This is a genomic window from Neobacillus cucumis, from assembly GCF_016908975.1.
Lineage (GTDB): Bacteria > Bacillota > Bacilli > Bacillales > Cytobacillaceae > Neobacillus > Neobacillus cucumis.
This window is the reverse complement of sequence record NZ_JAFBEX010000001.1, coordinates 224,171-239,960: the sequence shown is the minus strand read 5'-3', so window position 1 is coordinate 239,960 and position 15,790 is coordinate 224,171. Positions and strand designations below refer to the sequence as shown.

At 40.9% G+C, this 15,790-nt stretch carries 17 protein-coding genes and 3 pseudogenes; 18 read left to right on the top strand and 2 right to left on the bottom strand.

Features of this window, described 5'->3' with window-relative positions:
• Positions 1-62: 62 nt before the first annotated feature.
• From JOC76_RS01100 to JOC76_RS01045, 14 genes and pseudogenes are all read left to right on the top strand, one after another.
• Positions 63-1,124: an XdhC family protein gene (locus tag JOC76_RS01100; protein ID WP_205175384.1), complete on the top strand. Its 1,062-nt coding sequence runs from the start codon at positions 63-65 to the stop codon at positions 1,122-1,124.
• Positions 1,121-1,993, top strand: a complete 873-nt coding sequence (locus tag JOC76_RS01095; RefSeq protein ID WP_205175381.1) for an FAD binding domain-containing protein — start codon at positions 1,121-1,123, stop codon at positions 1,991-1,993. The genes JOC76_RS01100 and JOC76_RS01095 overlap by 4 nt, the downstream gene beginning before the upstream one ends.
• 15 nt (positions 1,994-2,008) lie before the next feature.
• A complete protein-coding gene (gene pucD, locus JOC76_RS01090) occupies positions 2,009-4,300 on the top strand; it encodes a xanthine dehydrogenase subunit D (RefSeq protein ID WP_205175379.1) in 2,292 nt (763 codons plus the stop codon).
• Positions 4,291-4,833 (top strand): (2Fe-2S)-binding protein, encoded by a 543-nt coding sequence (locus JOC76_RS01085; RefSeq protein WP_239557465.1) that lies wholly within the window; start codon positions 4,291-4,293, stop codon positions 4,831-4,833. Before pucD ends, JOC76_RS01085 begins: the two co-directional genes overlap by 10 nt.
• Complete coding sequence (gene allB / locus JOC76_RS01080) at positions 4,833-6,242, top strand: allantoinase AllB (protein WP_205175378.1); 1,410 nt, start codon at positions 4,833-4,835, stop codon at positions 6,240-6,242. The genes JOC76_RS01085 and allB overlap by 1 nt, the downstream gene beginning before the upstream one ends.
• Before the next feature lie 22 nt (positions 6,243-6,264).
• Positions 6,265-6,435 (top strand): annotated as a pseudogene (locus JOC76_RS01075) (urease subunit gamma); the annotation flags it as partial.
• Positions 6,426-6,731, top strand: a pseudogene (locus JOC76_RS01070) (GTP-binding protein); the annotation flags it as partial. The pseudogenes JOC76_RS01075 and JOC76_RS01070, both read left to right, overlap by 10 nt.
• On the top strand, positions 6,732-6,923 hold the full coding sequence (locus tag JOC76_RS31055; RefSeq protein WP_504739412.1) for an urease accessory protein UreD: 192 nt from the start codon (positions 6,732-6,734) through the stop codon (positions 6,921-6,923).
• Positions 6,924-6,925: 2 nt separating this feature from the next.
• Complete coding sequence (locus tag JOC76_RS29735; protein WP_307784673.1) at positions 6,926-7,261, top strand: urease accessory protein UreD; 336 nt, start codon at positions 6,926-6,928, stop codon at positions 7,259-7,261.
• Between the two features lie 22 nt (positions 7,262-7,283).
• A complete protein-coding gene (locus JOC76_RS29730) occupies positions 7,284-7,544 on the top strand; it encodes an urease accessory UreD/UreH family protein (protein WP_239557464.1) in 261 nt (86 codons plus the stop codon).
• A 96-nt stretch (positions 7,545-7,640) separates the two neighbouring features.
• A complete protein-coding gene (locus tag JOC76_RS01060) occupies positions 7,641-8,102 on the top strand; it encodes an SRPBCC family protein (protein ID WP_205175377.1) in 462 nt (153 codons plus the stop codon).
• 61 nt (positions 8,103-8,163) lie between these two features.
• On the top strand, positions 8,164-9,099 hold the full coding sequence (locus JOC76_RS01055) for a dipeptidase (protein ID WP_205175376.1): 936 nt from the start codon (positions 8,164-8,166) through the stop codon (positions 9,097-9,099).
• A 24-nt stretch (positions 9,100-9,123) separates the two neighbouring features.
• Positions 9,124-9,354, top strand: a complete 231-nt coding sequence (locus tag JOC76_RS01050; protein WP_205175375.1) for an excisionase family DNA-binding protein — start codon at positions 9,124-9,126, stop codon at positions 9,352-9,354.
• Positions 9,355-9,422: 68 nt separating this feature from the next.
• Positions 9,423-9,791: a DUF488 domain-containing protein gene (locus tag JOC76_RS01045; RefSeq protein WP_205175374.1), complete on the top strand. Its 369-nt coding sequence runs from the start codon at positions 9,423-9,425 to the stop codon at positions 9,789-9,791.
• Positions 9,792-9,957: 166 nt separating this feature from the next.
• Here the strand turns inward: JOC76_RS01045 and trhA are convergent, their stop codons facing one another.
• Positions 9,958-10,605, bottom strand: coding sequence for a PAQR family membrane homeostasis protein TrhA (gene trhA / locus JOC76_RS01040; RefSeq protein WP_205175373.1), 648 nt, complete (start codon positions 10,603-10,605; stop codon positions 9,958-9,960).
• 129 nt (positions 10,606-10,734) lie between these two features.
• On the opposite strand from trhA, the gene JOC76_RS01035 reads away from it, so the two are divergent.
• On the top strand, positions 10,735-11,325 hold the full coding sequence (locus JOC76_RS01035) for a DUF1836 domain-containing protein (RefSeq protein WP_205175372.1): 591 nt from the start codon (positions 10,735-10,737) through the stop codon (positions 11,323-11,325).
• Between the two features lie 15 nt (positions 11,326-11,340).
• On the opposite strand, the gene JOC76_RS01030 is transcribed toward JOC76_RS01035, so the two are convergent.
• Positions 11,341-12,852: a glycosyl hydrolase family 28-related protein gene (locus tag JOC76_RS01030; protein WP_205175370.1), complete on the bottom strand. Its 1,512-nt coding sequence runs from the start codon at positions 12,850-12,852 to the stop codon at positions 11,341-11,343.
• A gap of 217 nt (positions 12,853-13,069) precedes the next feature.
• Here JOC76_RS01030 and JOC76_RS01025 point away from each other — a divergent pair, with 217 nt between their 5' ends.
• The 3 genes and pseudogenes from JOC76_RS01025 to JOC76_RS01010 all read left to right on the top strand — a co-directional run bounded on the left by JOC76_RS01025 (position 13,070) and on the right by JOC76_RS01010 (position 15,763).
• Positions 13,070-13,945, top strand: a complete 876-nt coding sequence (locus JOC76_RS01025; RefSeq protein ID WP_205175368.1) for a hypothetical protein — start codon at positions 13,070-13,072, stop codon at positions 13,943-13,945.
• A gap of 85 nt (positions 13,946-14,030) precedes the next feature.
• Positions 14,031-14,870 (top strand): annotated as a pseudogene (locus JOC76_RS29725) (LysR family transcriptional regulator).
• A 578-nt stretch (positions 14,871-15,448) separates the two neighbouring features.
• Positions 15,449-15,763, top strand: a complete 315-nt coding sequence (locus JOC76_RS01010; RefSeq protein ID WP_205175362.1) for a DUF3892 domain-containing protein — start codon at positions 15,449-15,451, stop codon at positions 15,761-15,763.
• The last annotated feature ends 27 nt before the right edge of the window (positions 15,764-15,790 follow it).

The window sequence follows — 15,790 nt, the reverse complement described above, 5'->3', positions numbered from 1 at the left end:
AAGGAAATGGATGTTTTTAGGAGGTCTATTATATAAATAAAAAAAAGAAAGAGGGTCTCGTAATGGAAGAGATTCATGAGATTTTAGAGGCAATTGAGGAGTTTGCCCATAACAGTGTTCTTGCTACGATCATTCGTGTAGAAGGGTCAGCTTATCGAAAAGAAGGTACTTCTATGTTGTTCCGAGGAGATGGAGCTCAAATAGGTCTTTTAAGTGCCGGCTGTCTTGAGACGGATTTGTCGTATCAGGTGCATGAAATCATTAACCAAAGAACTACCAAAACGGTGGTTTATGATTTAAGGGCGGAAGACGATCTTTCATGGGGGGCAGGCTGCAATGGTGTCATCAGCGTCCTTTTGGAACCAATTGATGCCTGCCTTCGTGAGCATCTTTCTAAATTAAAATTCCATCTTGAAAATGGAAAAAGAGTAACAATGATAAAAAAGTTAACCAAAGATTATTCTGTATCCGATTATTTGTTTATCACAGATGATCAACAACTATTTGGCAAATGGCATGGCAGAGTATCCTCACAAATGAAAAGACTTTTAAATGAGTTGCATCAAAGCACTCCAAAAAGCGGAATTACCTGCTTTTCGGAATTATCAGCTGATTTTTATATCCATTGCTTTGAGCCTAAACCGCGTTTAATTGTCTTTGGAGCTGGTAGGGATGCAGTCCCATTAGTCAAGATGGCATCTCTAGCCGGCTTTTCTGTACTTGTGGTGGATTGGCGCTCATCGTTATGTAAGAAGGAATTTTTCCCAGATGCAAATCAAGTAATCGTGGGTTTTCCCGGTGAAGTGATGCCCATGCTTGCATTGTCCAATCAAGACTTTGCCATCGTCCTTACACATCATTTTCAAAGAGATCAAGAATTGCTGAATCTTATAAAAGATCAAACGTTAGCTTATCTAGGTATACTGGGTTCCAAAGAAAGGACACAGCGCCTGCTTGAGGGCAGTGAAATTCCTCCGGACATTAACAGCCCTGCTGGATTATCTATCGGGGCAGAAGGACCAGAAGAAATCGCCATCAGTATAGTGGCCGAACTAATACAAAGAAAGAATTCTCAGAGTGTAGAAATGGTTGTAGCTAAAGAAGGGAGCTGGTCCGACATATGATTAGGCAGGGAGCGACAATGCTAAACTCACCTGCAGTTTGGTTTCCAGATAATGTTGTCAGCGCCTGGCAATTAAAACAACAATTAGGCTCTGATGCGTGTATCATCGCGGGAGGAACACTCTTGCAGACTCAGTGGCAAAAAGGGATGGAATATCCCGGGCATTTAATTAGTTTGGAACAAATGAAAGAAATGCAGGGCTGTGAGAATGTCATTTTTAACGGAGAAGCTGGTATCCGTATTGGTGCATTAACTACACTAGCGGCGTGTAAGGATCATCCTTCACTTATCAAAAAAATCCCCCTATTAGAGGAAGCAGTAAAAAATGTAGCGGCACCAGCAATACGTAACCGGGCAACGATTGGCGGGAATATTGCAGGTGGATTTGGAGATTTAATTCCCGCCCTTTTCGCCCTCGATGCTTCCGTTTCCTTTTACAATGGAAGCGATGTTCAATCTGAAACGTTATCAACGTGCAGATATTCCTCAAACGACCTGATTCTGACTACTATATTCGTACCAGATCGTCTTGAACTTGATAGGAAAAGCTTCTTTTATAAAAAGCACGGGTTTAGAGAGGCGTTTACCCCTAGTATTGTTACAATCTCCGGCTGTTGCCAGCTAAATGAGCAAAAGGAGGCAGTGTATGTGCGGCTTGCGGCAGGAGGAGGTACAACACAGCCTCAAAGGCTGTACGAATGTGAAGAATTATTGCAAGGTTCAACTTTAACAAATGAATTATTAACCAACCTTTTTCAAGCAATAAAAGCAGAGTTTCATGCTGACACAGATGCATTTACAACTGAGGATTATAAAAAAACAGTCGTAGCCAATATGATTGTTTCAAAGATTGCGAGTCTCGCTGGTTAATAAAGGAGGGATCTTATGAGCATACAAACCAGCCTATCAGAGATGAAAAGAAGGGTACGCCCTGATGGTCACGAAAAAGTAACCGCCAAAATGAAATACCTGACTGATTTATCGTTTCCTAATATGCTGTATGGAAAAGTTTTAAGAAGCAGGGAGCCACATGCCGAGATCCTCTCCATCTCCGTCGAGGAAGCTAGGAAACTCCCTGGAGTAAGGGCCGTTGTGACATACGAGGATATACCTGGGTTGAACGGCTTTGGACTTATTTCTCCAGATCAGCCAGTTCTTTGTGAAGACCGCGTCCGGTATGTCGGAGATGCTCTTGTAGCAGTTGCAGCAGAGACAGAGGAAAGGGCTGAACAGGCTTTACGTTTAGTGGAGGTAGAGTATAAAAAGCTTCCAGTAATTGATAGTCCTGAAAAAGCTTTGAAGCCGGATGCTCCGCTGCTTCATCCAGGAGGAAATATTCTTCATCATCCCTATTATCAAAAAGGAGATGTGGAAACAGGTTTTCAAGATTCAGCGATTATCGTCGAGGAAACTTATGAGTTACCAAGACAAATGCATGCGTATATGGAGACAGAGGGCGGTGTGATTGTTCCAGAACCAGATGGGAAACTAACAGTTTACGTCGGTACGCAGCATGGTTTTAAGGATCGTTTCCAATTGGCGAGAATTCTTGATATGCCAGAAACGGATATTCGGGTGGTTTCGAGTCCAATGGGTGGATCTTTTGGAGGGAAGGATGAATTAAATATTCAACCCTATGGGGCGCTGTTGGCACTCGTCACAAACTGCCCTGTAAAGATCCATAACAGCAGACCAGAATCTGTCAGGGCCGGTATTAAACGCCACCCTATGAAAATAACGATGAAGACAGGAGTAGATCGAGAGGGAAATATTCTTGCACATAAGGTGAAAATTATTGCCGATACTGGGGCCTATGCCACATTAGGTCCGGCTGTTTTAGATTTTGCGGTTGAGCATGCACCAGGTCCTTATATGATCCCTCACGTTGAGATCGAGGGATTATCTGTTTTTACCAATAACGGTGTAGCTGGTGAGTTTCGCGGCTTTGGCGGGAATCAGATCACTTTTGCATTAGAGGGGCAAATGGACCGGCTTGCCGATAAGCTGAACATGGACCCTTTTTTATTCCGTTTAAGAAATATAAGGAGGCCTGAAGATCCAGGTCCATTAGGTCAAAAAATAGCACCCACAAATGGAGCATTAGACGTTCTTCAAGCAATTGAACGCGTCTCTAAAGAGAAGGCTAAGGACTGGAAACAGGGAACACCCGATAAATGGAGGGTGAGAGGGACAGGGATCGCCCTTACGATGCACGGAGGAGGACTTGGTATCAACCGCATCGATCCTTCCGGGGGCCGGCTTTCTTTTACAAAAGGAGGGAAGATTGAGGCAGCATTTGGATTTGAAGAGTGCGGTCAAGGTCTGTTGGCTGTGATTGAAACTCTATTAATAGAAGAATTCGAGTGTACAGAAACAGATATTAAGATTGTGATAGGGGACACCACTTTGGTACCGGTCAGCGGTTCATCGACTGCTTCCAGGTCCACCAGTATGGTATGGCATGCACTGCAAAGAATGAAGGATTCCTTTCGGAAACAGATTCTTGAACTTGCACACCTTATTACAGGAATTTCTTCAGACCTGCTTCGAATGGGACCGGGCGGATTATGGAGGAGTGGTGATATGGAGGGATCAAGTCCTTGTATCACCTTTACAGAGCTGGCAGAGAAAATGCCAAATGGTCATTCCATTACTATCCATACTTCGTTTAACTTTCCAACAAGTCCTGATGCAACGGTTGGTGGCAGCCATTATCTGTATGCCTTTGCAGCTGTAATGGCCCAAGTTGAAGTGGATTTGTTAACAGGCAAGGTAAAAGTAGGAGCCATCGACCAAGCGGTGGCAGCAGGTCCGGTTGTCAGCTCTCTGGGGTATCTAGGTCAAATTGAAGGCGGAGGTGTCATGTCCTTAGGTTACACCTTGATGGAGGAAGCCATTATGGAGAAGGGACTCTACTTAACCGATAATTTTGATACCTATTTTATTCCGACCATTTGTGATGTTCCATATAAAACACATGTTGAGGCGATTGAAAAATTGGTGGAAGGTGACACATTTGGACCAAGAGGGGTAGGAGAAATTGGGACGGTTGCGGTTGCTCCGGCAATCGTTCGAGCGATTTATGATGCGACGGGCTGCTGGGTGAACAAATTACCTGTTTCTCCTGAATTCCTACTGAAATCTGTCAGTTTAGGAGAGATGCAACAATGGATATGAAGAATGTCACCCAGAGTATAGAAGAATTACAGCCGAAAAGCACCAAAATAGAGCTTGAACTTAGGGTTAATGGTGTCCAGCATCGATTACAGACAGCACCTGCAGCAAGACTAATGGATATTTTGCGAGAAGATTTGGGGTTATCTGGAACCAAAATGTCCTGCGAAATTGGCCGCTGTGGTGCTTGTGCCGTTCATTTGAATGGCAAACTAGTAAACTCCTGTTTGGTTATGGCATATCAGGTCAATCATGCATCCATTTGCACGATTGAGGGATTAGAGGGAGCGGAAATTCACCCGATTCAAAAGGCGTTCTTAGAAGAAGGAGGATTTCAATGCGGCTATTGTACCCCAGGGATGATTATGGCCGTTAAGGCTCTGCTGGATTCCAATTCCAATCCGACAGGGCAACAAATTCAGGAAGCCCTCTCAGGGAATTTATGCCGCTGCACGGGATATGGTGGAATCATTCGAGCCGTTGAAAAGGCGATTGCAAGCTTAAAAGAAAAAGAGGTTACTAACATCGAGGAGTGATGGATCAGATGACAAAAGTGCTGACAGATGAAGTTAAGGAGGATAAGAAAATAACCGAGCTATTAGTAAAGAATGGTTTGGTTTTTACTGGAGACGGCTTTCAGGAGATGACCATCAGAATTGTGGACGATAAAATTGCTGATCTTGTTGAAGGGGAAGCAGGTCCCATTCTTGAGACCAAGGAGAATATGATTGATGCTAGCGGCTGCCTCGTGGTTCCTGGATTTATTGACGCCCATGTTCATTTTAATGATCCCGGGAGAACGGAATGGGAAGGGATTGAGACAGGGAGCCGAGCTGCTGCAATGGGTGGAACGACCACGATTTTTGATATGCCGCTGAATTGTTCTCCGTCTACGATTAATTTAGAAAATCTACTTAACAAGAAAGAGTATTTAACCTCTTTATCCCATATTGATTATGCTCTCTGGGGCGGAATGACTGCTACTAACCTTCACAATAGACAAGAATTAGCGCAAATGAGTGAGGGTGTGATTGCCTGGAAGTCATTTATGAGTGAGAGTGGAATTGATGATTTTCAACACTTATCTCCCCAGGATTTGAAAAAAGCGATGCAAGCGGCAAAAGAGCATGAAAAAATCCTTGCCCTTCATGCAGAATGGGAACAGGATATTGTTAAACTTACAGCGATTAATAAGCAGCATCCATGGCGGAATGAACGTATTGCTTATTTAGCAAGCAGGCCTATTTTAGCAGAAGAAAGGGCAGTAAGCTATGCCTTAGAGCTGGCCGCTAAATATGGCACAGCTCTTCATTTTGTTCATATCAGTTCACCAAAGGTAATCGGTCTCATCGAGGAGGCTAAAAAAAGTGGTGTAAATGTAACCGTTGAAACCTGTCCCCATTATTTGGTTTTTGATGAAGAAGATTTTCTTAGAGAAGGAGCTATTCTTAAATGTGCACCTCCTTTAAGACCGCGCAAAGAGGTGGAGGGATTGTGGGAATGTATGGCAAGCGGCATGATTGATACGATTGGTTCCGATCATTCACCATGTCTTTATTCCATGAAAGAAACCAATAGTATATGGGATGCCTGGGGTGGTATTCAAGGGGTTCAATTTACGTGGCTTCCCATGTTAGATGAGGCGCTAAAACGAAAAATTCCTCTGAAACAGATTTTGCCTTTAGGAACCTCTAATGTGGCAGACCGCTTTAGGATAGCGGGCAGAAAAGGCAGAATTAGCCCAGGATTAGATGCAGATTTAGTTTTCATTTCCTTAGATGAAACAACTATTGCGAGTAAGGAGTCCTTTGGATTTCGAAATGTCTATTCTCCTTATGAAGGTCGGGTATTTTCAACAAGGGTTAAAAAGACAATGCTGCGAGGTAAAGTGATTTATGACGATCAAAATGGAGTAACAAATGAAAAAATGGGTGTCTGTCTGTAATGAAGGAAGAGAGGTAAAGGAAATGAAGCTTACCCAGCGAGAGCAGGAAAAATTAATGATTGTTGTGGCTGCAGATTTAGCTAGGCGCCGTAAGGATCGAGGTTTAAAACTCAATTACCCGGAAGCAGTTGCACTGATAACGTACGAGATTATGGAAGGAGCAAGAGATGGTAAGTCTGTAGCGGTGATAATCTTGCTGCTACCTTTAGTCCGGAACTGGTCGATTTCTCGATTTACATTATCGATGTGGCCCAAGGGGAAAAAATTCCACGTAAAGGCGGTCAGGGGATGATTAAATCCGACTTGTTTATCATAAATAAGATTGATCTAGCTCCTTATGTGGGGGCTAGTTTGGAGGTCATGGAGGCAGATACAAAGACAGCCAGAGGAAACAAGCCATTTATCTTTACCAATTTAAAGACGGATACAGGTCTAGACCAAGTTATGGATTGGATCAAAAGGAATGTATTATTGGCAGGTTTAGAATAGGTGGAAGTCCTGACTGGATACTTAAGCTTAAAAAGTGTAAGAAAGGGAGAGAAAACAATCTTAAAAGATTCCTATACGGAGGGAGCTTTTAAAATAACGCGACCTGTGTACCTTACGACCAGCGGAGAGGCTTATTTCTATATCATGAATCCCGGTGGAGGGTATGTTGACGGAGATACTAAATTGACATAAGTGTGGATGAGGCTGCAAGAGCGGTTGCGACGACACAATCATCAACAAAAGTGTATAAAACTAGGAATTGCCCGCCTCTACAGAAGACCCATATCTATTTGAATAGTGGCAGTGTCTTAGAATACTTGCCAGACCCGGTAATCGCCTATCAGTATGCACGCTATAAGCAAAACATGGTTGTTAGGATGGAGCAAGATGCATCTTTTATTTGCTTAGATATTTTCACCCCGGGCTGGGCCCCTGATGGTACCTATTTTCAATATGATTTCCTCCAGTCAAAGATGGAAATTTATATGGAAAATAGGCTGGTAATGTTTGATCATATTAAATTAGAATGATAAAGATATTAACATGCTTGGTATGTTGGAGGGTTACACTCATTTTGGATCAATGACTGTGATTGATTATCGGGTTAATACAGAAATTGTGGATGAGCTGCAAGTAGTTTGCGAAGCATTCACGACAGTAAGAATTGGTCTTGCGATGCTTTCTGTTCCAGGATTTGCCCTAAGGATATTAGCGAGTTCGACCCAAGAGATTGAAAAGGTGCAATCCATCTGTCATGAAATCATTCGGCGGAGAATCTTAAAACTAGATCCTGTTTTTCTTAGAAAATATTAATAGGCATTTGGTTAGGTGAACCATCGCCGATTTTTTCTTTTTAGAGCAGAGTGAAGTATAATAGATTTATTAATATCACAAGTTTTGGAGGGTTATATGACAAAGTTATTTGTGGACAAGGCGATTGAAATTAATGCTCCTGCAACAATAGTTTGGGATGTTTTAACGCTTAGTGAGTATAATGGTCAATGGGCGGTGGAATTTTCAAGCGGCGGGCCGCAGTTTCATCTTGAATCGACATGGGAGCTAGGCAGTCCGGTTTATTGGAAGGGTCAGGATGGGACCGTGATTGTGGAAGGAAATGTAACCGCTGTAGAGAGAGATAAACTTCTTCGATTTACTGTATTTGATGTTCGTATGGAGGAAAGGCCAGCTGTCACAGACGAAGATGGAATTACTTTTCAACTAGCGGAAGAAGAGGAACAGACCACGCTCCATATTCTGCAAGGGGATTTTTCAACGATGACAGATGGAGCGAAGTACCGCGATGCAAGTGCCGAAATCTGGGATAAGGTCCTGCCAAAGGTAAAAAGGATGGCTGAGGAAATGAGAGGCTAGGTATTTTTTATACTTGGCTTTTTTTATTATAAAATTTAAATAAAAAGGAGTTTTGGAAAATATGTATATTATCGATTTGCACTGTGATGCATTGATGAAACTCCAAGAGGGTAGAGGCGTACTACGATTTGCTGATGCCGAAGAACTTGATACCAATAAGAAACGGTTACAGGCCGGTCAAGTCAAAGTTCAATGCTTTGCAATCTTTATTGAGCCGGACATCAAAGGTGATCAGAAATTCCAAGTGGCACTTGAGCAAATTGATTATTTTTATAAGGAAGTGCTCGGAAAAAATCCGGATATGGTTCATATTAAAGAGTGGTCTGATTTTGACCGGTTGCAACCGGGACAAATTGGAGCGATGTTAACTCTTGAGGGTGTTGATCCAATCGGCAATGATTTGGCAAAGCTTCATATTCTCTATCAGCTTGGGGTTCGCTCGGTGGGATTGACCTGGAATCAAGCGAATCTGGCTGCTGATGGCGCTGGTGAACCGCGCGGAGGGGGATTAACCTTGTTTGGTAAGGAGATTGTGGCGTTTAATAACGAGCATCAGATCCTGACAGATGTTTCTCATCTTAGTGATAATGGGATTTGGGATGTTATCGAATTAGCGAAGTATCCGATTGCCAGTCATTCCAATGCCCGTGCTCTTTGCGAGCATCCCCGGAATTTAACGGATGAACAGGCGAAAGCGATGTTTGCGCGGGGCGGGTTAATTCATGTGGTCTATAATCCTCCGTTTATTAAGGAAAGTGGAGTGACCACTATTTCAGATCTGATTAAACATATTGATTATTTTTGTTCATTAGGCGGCGTGAAGCAAATTGGACTTGGTTCAGATTTTGATGGAATTTCTACTTTTGTTATTGATTTAGAGGATGCCTCAAAAAGTCAAAATTTGATTAATGAATTGTTGAAGCAGTTTAAGGAAGAAGAGGTAAGAGGCTTTGCTTATGAGAACTTCCTAAATCATCGGCCTGGATTTAAACTTTAATTTGTTTTAAAAGGAGTTATGGATGTGTATTTAACTATAAAAGAAACTGCAGAGTATTTATCGGTACCAGAGGGGAAGGTCAAGAGCCTCATCCAACTAAAGAAAATTCGTGCCCTGTTTGATGGTGAACAGTACCTCATCTACAAAGATCAATTTGCCACCCATCTAAAGCAAGTTGAAAAATACAAACAGCTGGTTGAGGAATACCTGAACGAACCGATTCCAGAAAGTATCGACGTAAAGGATGAAGATTAGTTTTGGCGTGGTGTCAGGCACCATTCGTGGACACTGTCCGTGTGGAAGAGACAGAGTGAGGTGATTATATGTGTAATATTTTCCTTAAAAGGGTTTATGAACCATATGACGAGATGGATGGCTGCAGAATCTTGGTGGACCGGCTGTGGCCTCGGGGGATCTCGAAGGATGCTGTGAAGTTGAATTATTGGTTTAAGGAGGTTGCCCCGAGTAATGAGTTGCGGAAGTCTTTTTGTCATATACCCGAACTATTCGAAGAGTTTCGCAGCAGGTATCTCGAGGAGCTTCGCAGTGATGAAAAGAAACGTGATTTGGTAGGGCAGATACTTCAGTTGGCAGCTGAGGGTAGAGTGACACTTTTGTATGGTGCCAAGGAGCCTATCTATAATCATGCTCGAGTGCTGGTGGAGGAACTTAACAGACAAACTGTTGAGTGAGGGAAAATTAATCCAAATGAGGTGTTCATGAGGACAACCCAATGAGCTTGGAGAGGGTACCCTGTCCTCATGAAGTGATCATGAGGACACCTCGACGAGTTAGAGAGGGAAATATATCCAAAAGTAACCTTTTTGCAAAATAAAAAACGCCCTGTTTAAGTGGCGTTTAAATGACGTATAGGTAAACGGATAGAAAATGCGCTAAGGTCCCAAGTAAGATGAAAATATGAAAAATCTCATGGAAGCCTAAATGTTTAGTCTCTATAAATTTTGGTTTTGCCCCGTAAATGACTCCGCCGATGGTGTAGAAAATACCTCCGATAATAAGCAAATACAAGCCGTTGGGGTTTATACTTCCAGATAGTGGAGAGAAAACAAATACAACCATCCAGCCCATTGCAATATACAAGACTGTTGAAATCCAGCGCGGACATTTAAACCAAACCATTTTAAACACCACACCGCTAATCGCAACAGCAGAGATAATCGAAAATAACATGGCCCCTGTTTTACCATTTAAACTAATAAAACAAAATGGTGTATACGTTCCCGCAATCAAGACAAAAATCATCGAATGATCTAGCCTGCGTAAAAAGGCGATGACCTTATCCTGTGCAATGACCATATGATAGGTTGCCGATGCGGAGTAGAGCAAAATCATACTCACCCCAAAAATAATCACAGCTGTAAGGGCTAGCGGAGTTGGGGTTGTCATCGCCGCTTTAATGACCATTGCCAGCAAGCCAACGAACGATAAAACAGCTCCTGCTAAATGGGTTAATCCATTTATGGGTTCCCGAATGTATTGATGCATTTATTTACCTCCTAACACATTATGTAGTTTCGATAACTACTTATAATAATACTAATAAAACAACACCTAGTCAATCTTTAACTTATTATGTATAATAAAATTATCGATTAAGTTAGTGGGGTTTATAAAATGAAAAATATCAAACATATCGTCGATTCGTTAGCTCTTGAAACTAATTTAACTTTGGATGAAATACCTAACATTGATTTATATATGGACCAGGTTATTCAATTGTTTGAAAATAAATTTAACGACACAAAACGGAATCAAGAAGATAAGATTCTGACTAAAACCATGATCAACAATTATGCAAAAGGAAAATTAATTTTTCCGATTCAAAATAAAAAATATTCGAAAGAGCATCTAATATTAATGAGCCTAATTTATCAGCTGAAGGGGGCTCTTTCCATAAATGATATAAAAGTGACACTAAGTGGTATTAATAAAAAGATGATGAATGAAGGAATGGATTTAGATACTTTTTATTCGAGTCACCTACAACTTACTAGCCAGAATGTTGTTGAATTTATGGAAGATATTGAAGAGCTAACGGAAGATGTAAAAGAGCAAGTTACAAAAGCTAACCAGGAAGATGCTGGGTATTTGGAACAGGTACTTATGATTTCGTCCCTTGTTCATATGAGTAATTTATACCGAAGATTGGCTGAAAAGCTGGTAGATGAAATAGTGATTGAAAAAGAAGGTAAGCGTCAAAAATAAGATTTGACGCTTTTTTCAATTCGCTCCTTTTGTTTTGATGATAATCTCTTGAACGCCTGACCCTACCACAATGTCTTCTGGAGAGCAGTCTTGTATTTTAATGGAATCAGCGCGGTTCTCTCCACCAAAAACCTTAATGCTTGCCCCGCGGTTTTTGAAATTTTTTATCGTAACGTTATTCAAAATCACATTTCTTGCTCGATATTGCACTGCAATCACCGGGTTGCCCCTAAAGTCGTATTCAGGATCCCCAATAACGGTAAAATGGTTTATCACAACATTTTTATAGGCAGAGATCACCATGGCGCGTGGTGTAGAATCCTGATATAAATCAGAAAAAACGGGTGCAATTGAAACGAGGTTTATAGCAGTAATATGATAAGCACTTTTCGATTCCGAATCGTTCAGTTTATGATGGCCGATATGGCGGAAGTTAAACGAACGATTATCATTTATCGAAATATGGCCAATGATTGTGACATTTGATGCTGCAGAGGAATTCTCATGAGCCTTTACCTCTACACCGCCAAAGCATCTGGCACTTGAATTGTTCACTAATAAAACATTCCGTGAACCGTCATCAATTTCAAATCCATTTGAATTAGAGAAGCCTTGTTGATGGGCTCTGCCGCTTGGATCGCACATATGAGAATTGGAGATGTAAATATAATCACTGTGATGTGTTGTGATTCCGTCGTCACCAAAACCGTAACCAGTCAAATGGTCTAGCCAAATGTATTTACTGCCGCCCCGAGCTCGATATCCGTCACCAGCATAATTGTATATTGTTGAAGAAATATCAAAACAATGAAGACCAGGATTGATGGCTTCCACGTCTTTCACCCAGCCATAGGTAACATTTGCATAGGTTAAACAGCTGGAATGGTTCCCCCTTGTACTTGTTTTAGGTACAGCGCCGAGCCTTTCGACATTCCAATCTAGACTAACTCCCTGAACGCAAAGGTGATGGTTACCTTTCCAATGTTTCGCATTTGTAATTAATCTTGTTCCCTTAGAAGCGTTTTGGTGAAGTTTAATTGTGGTCTTGCCCATTCCTGAGCCAATAAGCCATGTCCAGGATGGCAGTCTAATCCCTTTCGTGATATAGATTCCAGGGGGGACAAGTACCTTAACTCTGCCGTTTCCGATTGCCTTTTTAAAAGCAGCGGTACAATCTGTTTTTCCATCACCAATGGCACCACAATCCACTACATTGATTTCTTTTTTAGTATTTTCATCTAATTGCTTATATTCTTTATCTAGGGTTTCCTTCCAATCGGGAATAACATTGCCATGATGGTCTAGCATTACTTGTGTTGGTTCTAAAATTTCATACCGTTCAGCAGTTAGTTTTTTAGAAATAGATACGGAGGGGGTACCGAAGGGCTTAGGTACAATGGAATTGTTACATGATCCAAGCAATAAAGATTCATGGATCAATTTATCTAAATCTAGCCTGTTTCCAGCCATTTGTTCAAGTAGCACTTTATTTTGGCGTGGATCATGGGTTTTATCAAAATTCGGCATTTGTTTTCACTCCAAAAAGGCTTATTAAAATGTAGTATAACCTGTTCAGGATTGAATTTGAAAATCCGTGATTTGCACCTAACATAAGTAGGAGAAATTTCCGAATTTTTTGTGAAAAATTAGTGTGTTCTTAGAGAAAAGGAACTATTTGGTTTACGATGGGAGTGAGGATGATTAAAGGAGGGAACAAGATGAAAAATCTACAGTCGATAAGTTATTGGTCGTACTGATTTCTCTGTTTTCTTTTGTTGCTGCTGCCTTTGCTATAGTTAAAAACCAAGGTCAGAGACAATATGAATTTAAGTCTATTTTTGGGGAAAGTGTGCCGATTTATGGAAAAGGACTCTATCAGCACGATTCCATTGCAATGGCCACACAGACTATCGCACAGGATTATGTGACCTTATTTTTAGGCATTCCTTTGCTCATATTTGCACTTATTTTAACTAAAAGAGGTTTGGTGAAGGGGAGGTTGCTTCTAACAGGAACACTTGGCTACTTCTTATATACCTACGCTTCTTATTCATTCCTCTCTATGTATAACCCCATGTTTCTTGTTTATGTGATGATCATGTCGGCTAGTTTCTTTGCCTTTACCATAACGATGATGTCCATGGATATTCCGAGCTTGCCACGTGTTTTTAAAGAGTTACTTCCAGTTAAATTTATCAGCGGTTTCTTATTTGTTGTTTCTTTTGTGTTTGGATTGATGTGGCTTGGGAAAGTCGTTCCGTCCTTGATAAACCATACGGCACCCGAGGGTTTAGAACATTACACCACCCTAATCATCCAAGCATTAGACCTTGGCTTTGTGGTACCGGTGGGAGTCCTTGCTGCCACTTTACTCATGAAACGAAAACCATTTGGCTATCTCCTAGCAGCTATAATTACCTTTAAAGATACAACCCTACTAACAGCCCTAACCGCCATGGTCATTCTACAAGTCCTAACAGGTATACACATCAACCCAGTCATTATTGCCCTCATCATCATCATCAACATCATTTTCATTTTAACCATGATACTCATCATGAAAAACGTAAAAGAGGTGACAGGCACCGACCATGACAATAGTAAAATACAATCATACTAATATGAAATCGCTATCAATGAAAATATTGATTTTTTATTAAAAATACAAAAAATATTTTATAACAGAAATTATAGTGGGTGAGGATATGGATTTTCGGGATTTTGACATATTGCAAATTCTATTCGAGGAGAAAAATATAAAAAGGGCAGCAGAACGTTTATATCTTTCACAGCTAGCCATAACGTACCGAATTAATAAGTTGGAAAGAGATTTAGATATTCCGATTTTGATTAGGGGAAATAAGGGTGTCCAATTCACGCTGCAGGGGGAATTTCTAGTAGAAAATTCTAAGAGGCTCTTACATGACAGGGATAGCATGATTGATCAAGTCCAAAATTTGGCCGAGGATGTACAAGGAACTTTAAGGCTTGGGGTTTCGAATAACTTTGCCATTTCAAAGTTCCCGCCGATTATAGCCAGTTTCAACAAGGTCTTTCCGAAAGTGAAAATTCAACTCCAAACAGGGTTAGGTATCGAAATCATGAAACTATTGGAAGAAGGGGAAATCCATATCGGTATCGAGAGTGCGGGGTAAAAGGTTTTAATTGATAGTAGCAAAATCTGCTTAATTTCAAAAGAAGAAATGACTTTGCAAGACTTGCCTTCCGAGAATATGATTTATATTGCAACCCCGTCCATCAAAAAGGTGTTCACCAACTGGTGGCCAGCTATGTTTAAAACCGCACCAATGATTACGATGGAAACAGATTATGTAGAAACAGGCAAACGGATGGTGATAAATGGATTAGGTGTTGCCTTTGTACCAGCGTTTTGTCTAGAGCCGAGTGATCCTGTCCATATAATCGAACTAGATCAAATGGCAAAAGAAGAATATATCATGGAGAGCTGGATGAATTATAGGGAATCCACAGTCGAACTATCAGTGGTAAGAGAATTTATTCAATTTATGAAGGACAGAATCTAAAAATTCATTCCTTGAAAAAAACCTTTCATAGCGATTTATAAAGGTTTCCGTTTTGAGGTGCTTTTTTAAAAATAGGTACCTAAAAGACAGTCATATTGGCATCCATATTGGTATATAAAAAATAAAACTCACTCCTCTTTAAATAAGATGTCTTGTCCTTAATTGAGTAACCATCGAAAGTGAAATAAGCGGAAATTTTTCGGTTAAATGTAGCATGGAGCTCGTTTCGGGGTAAATAAGCGGAGCATTTCCGCTTATGCAAGGCAAAATTCCCTATTTTCGTATTTTTCGAGTCAATAGGCGGAATCTCTCCGTCTATTTAAGCCTTTTTTAATAATAGTTTCTAATTAAGCGGAATTTTTCCGTTTATTTATCAGATCGGGTGCTTAACCTGATCCCCCCAACCGATAAGTGCGGCTCTACTCGATCCTAGATGCAGGAATCAGCAGATAAAAGCTCTATAAAATTGGTACTCAAAACAGCATTGCAATCTTTTCGAACATTTTTTGACATTTTGAAAGTAATGGATAAATGATATCAAAATGAAAAAAACTAACAAATGTTCGGAGGTGGAAGAAATGGAAGAGAAAGATTATCAAAAAATTTACGAAGAGTATAAGGCACAAAGTGAGAAGCAGGCACAAATCGAAGCAATGCAAGGCAATAGCTCCGGAAAAGAGGAATTTGTGGCTGTTAAAAAAAATGATGATGGTGATATTATTGCTTTTAAAACAAGTTCGGGGCGGGAGCTTGATTATGTAACCGCATTAAGTGAAGCAAAGGCAGGGAAGCTCGCTCATGTTGATGTTTTTCATAAATACGGGCGGGACATCATCCGGAGTGAGCCGGATGGCATCAAAGAAAACAATCTTGATCGGCTGCCAGAATTTTAAAATGAAAAATGCGCTAGGGCTTATAGG

What these genes read in the sequence shown, in the direction of transcription:
- JOC76_RS01100 (WP_205175384.1), top strand. Translation starts at nt 63, where the DNA reads ATGGAAGAGATTCATGAGATTTTAGAGGCAATTGAGGAGTTTGCCCAT.
- JOC76_RS01095 (WP_205175381.1), top strand. Translation starts at nt 1,121, where the DNA reads ATGATTAGGCAGGGAGCGACAATGCTAAACTCACCTGCAGTTTGGTTT.
- pucD (WP_205175379.1), top strand. Translation starts at nt 2,009, where the DNA reads ATGAGCATACAAACCAGCCTATCAGAGATGAAAAGAAGGGTACGCCCT.
- JOC76_RS01085 (WP_239557465.1), top strand. Translation starts at nt 4,291, where the DNA reads ATGGATATGAAGAATGTCACCCAGAGTATAGAAGAATTACAGCCGAAA.
- allB (WP_205175378.1), top strand. Translation starts at nt 4,833, where the DNA reads ATGGATCAGATGACAAAAGTGCTGACAGATGAAGTTAAGGAGGATAAG.
- JOC76_RS29730 (WP_239557464.1), top strand. Translation starts at nt 7,284, where the DNA reads ATGTTGGAGGGTTACACTCATTTTGGATCAATGACTGTGATTGATTAT.
- JOC76_RS01060 (WP_205175377.1), top strand. Translation starts at nt 7,641, where the DNA reads ATGACAAAGTTATTTGTGGACAAGGCGATTGAAATTAATGCTCCTGCA.
- JOC76_RS01055 (WP_205175376.1), top strand. Translation starts at nt 8,164, where the DNA reads ATGTATATTATCGATTTGCACTGTGATGCATTGATGAAACTCCAAGAG.
- JOC76_RS01045 (WP_205175374.1), top strand. Translation starts at nt 9,423, where the DNA reads ATGTGTAATATTTTCCTTAAAAGGGTTTATGAACCATATGACGAGATG.
- trhA (WP_205175373.1), bottom strand. Translation starts at nt 10,605, where the DNA reads ATGCATCAATACATTCGGGAACCCATAAATGGATTAACCCATTTAGCA.
- JOC76_RS01035 (WP_205175372.1), top strand. Translation starts at nt 10,735, where the DNA reads ATGAAAAATATCAAACATATCGTCGATTCGTTAGCTCTTGAAACTAAT.
- JOC76_RS01030 (WP_205175370.1), bottom strand. Translation starts at nt 12,852, where the DNA reads ATGCCGAATTTTGATAAAACCCATGATCCACGCCAAAATAAAGTGCTA.
- JOC76_RS01010 (WP_205175362.1), top strand. Translation starts at nt 15,449, where the DNA reads ATGGAAGAGAAAGATTATCAAAAAATTTACGAAGAGTATAAGGCACAA.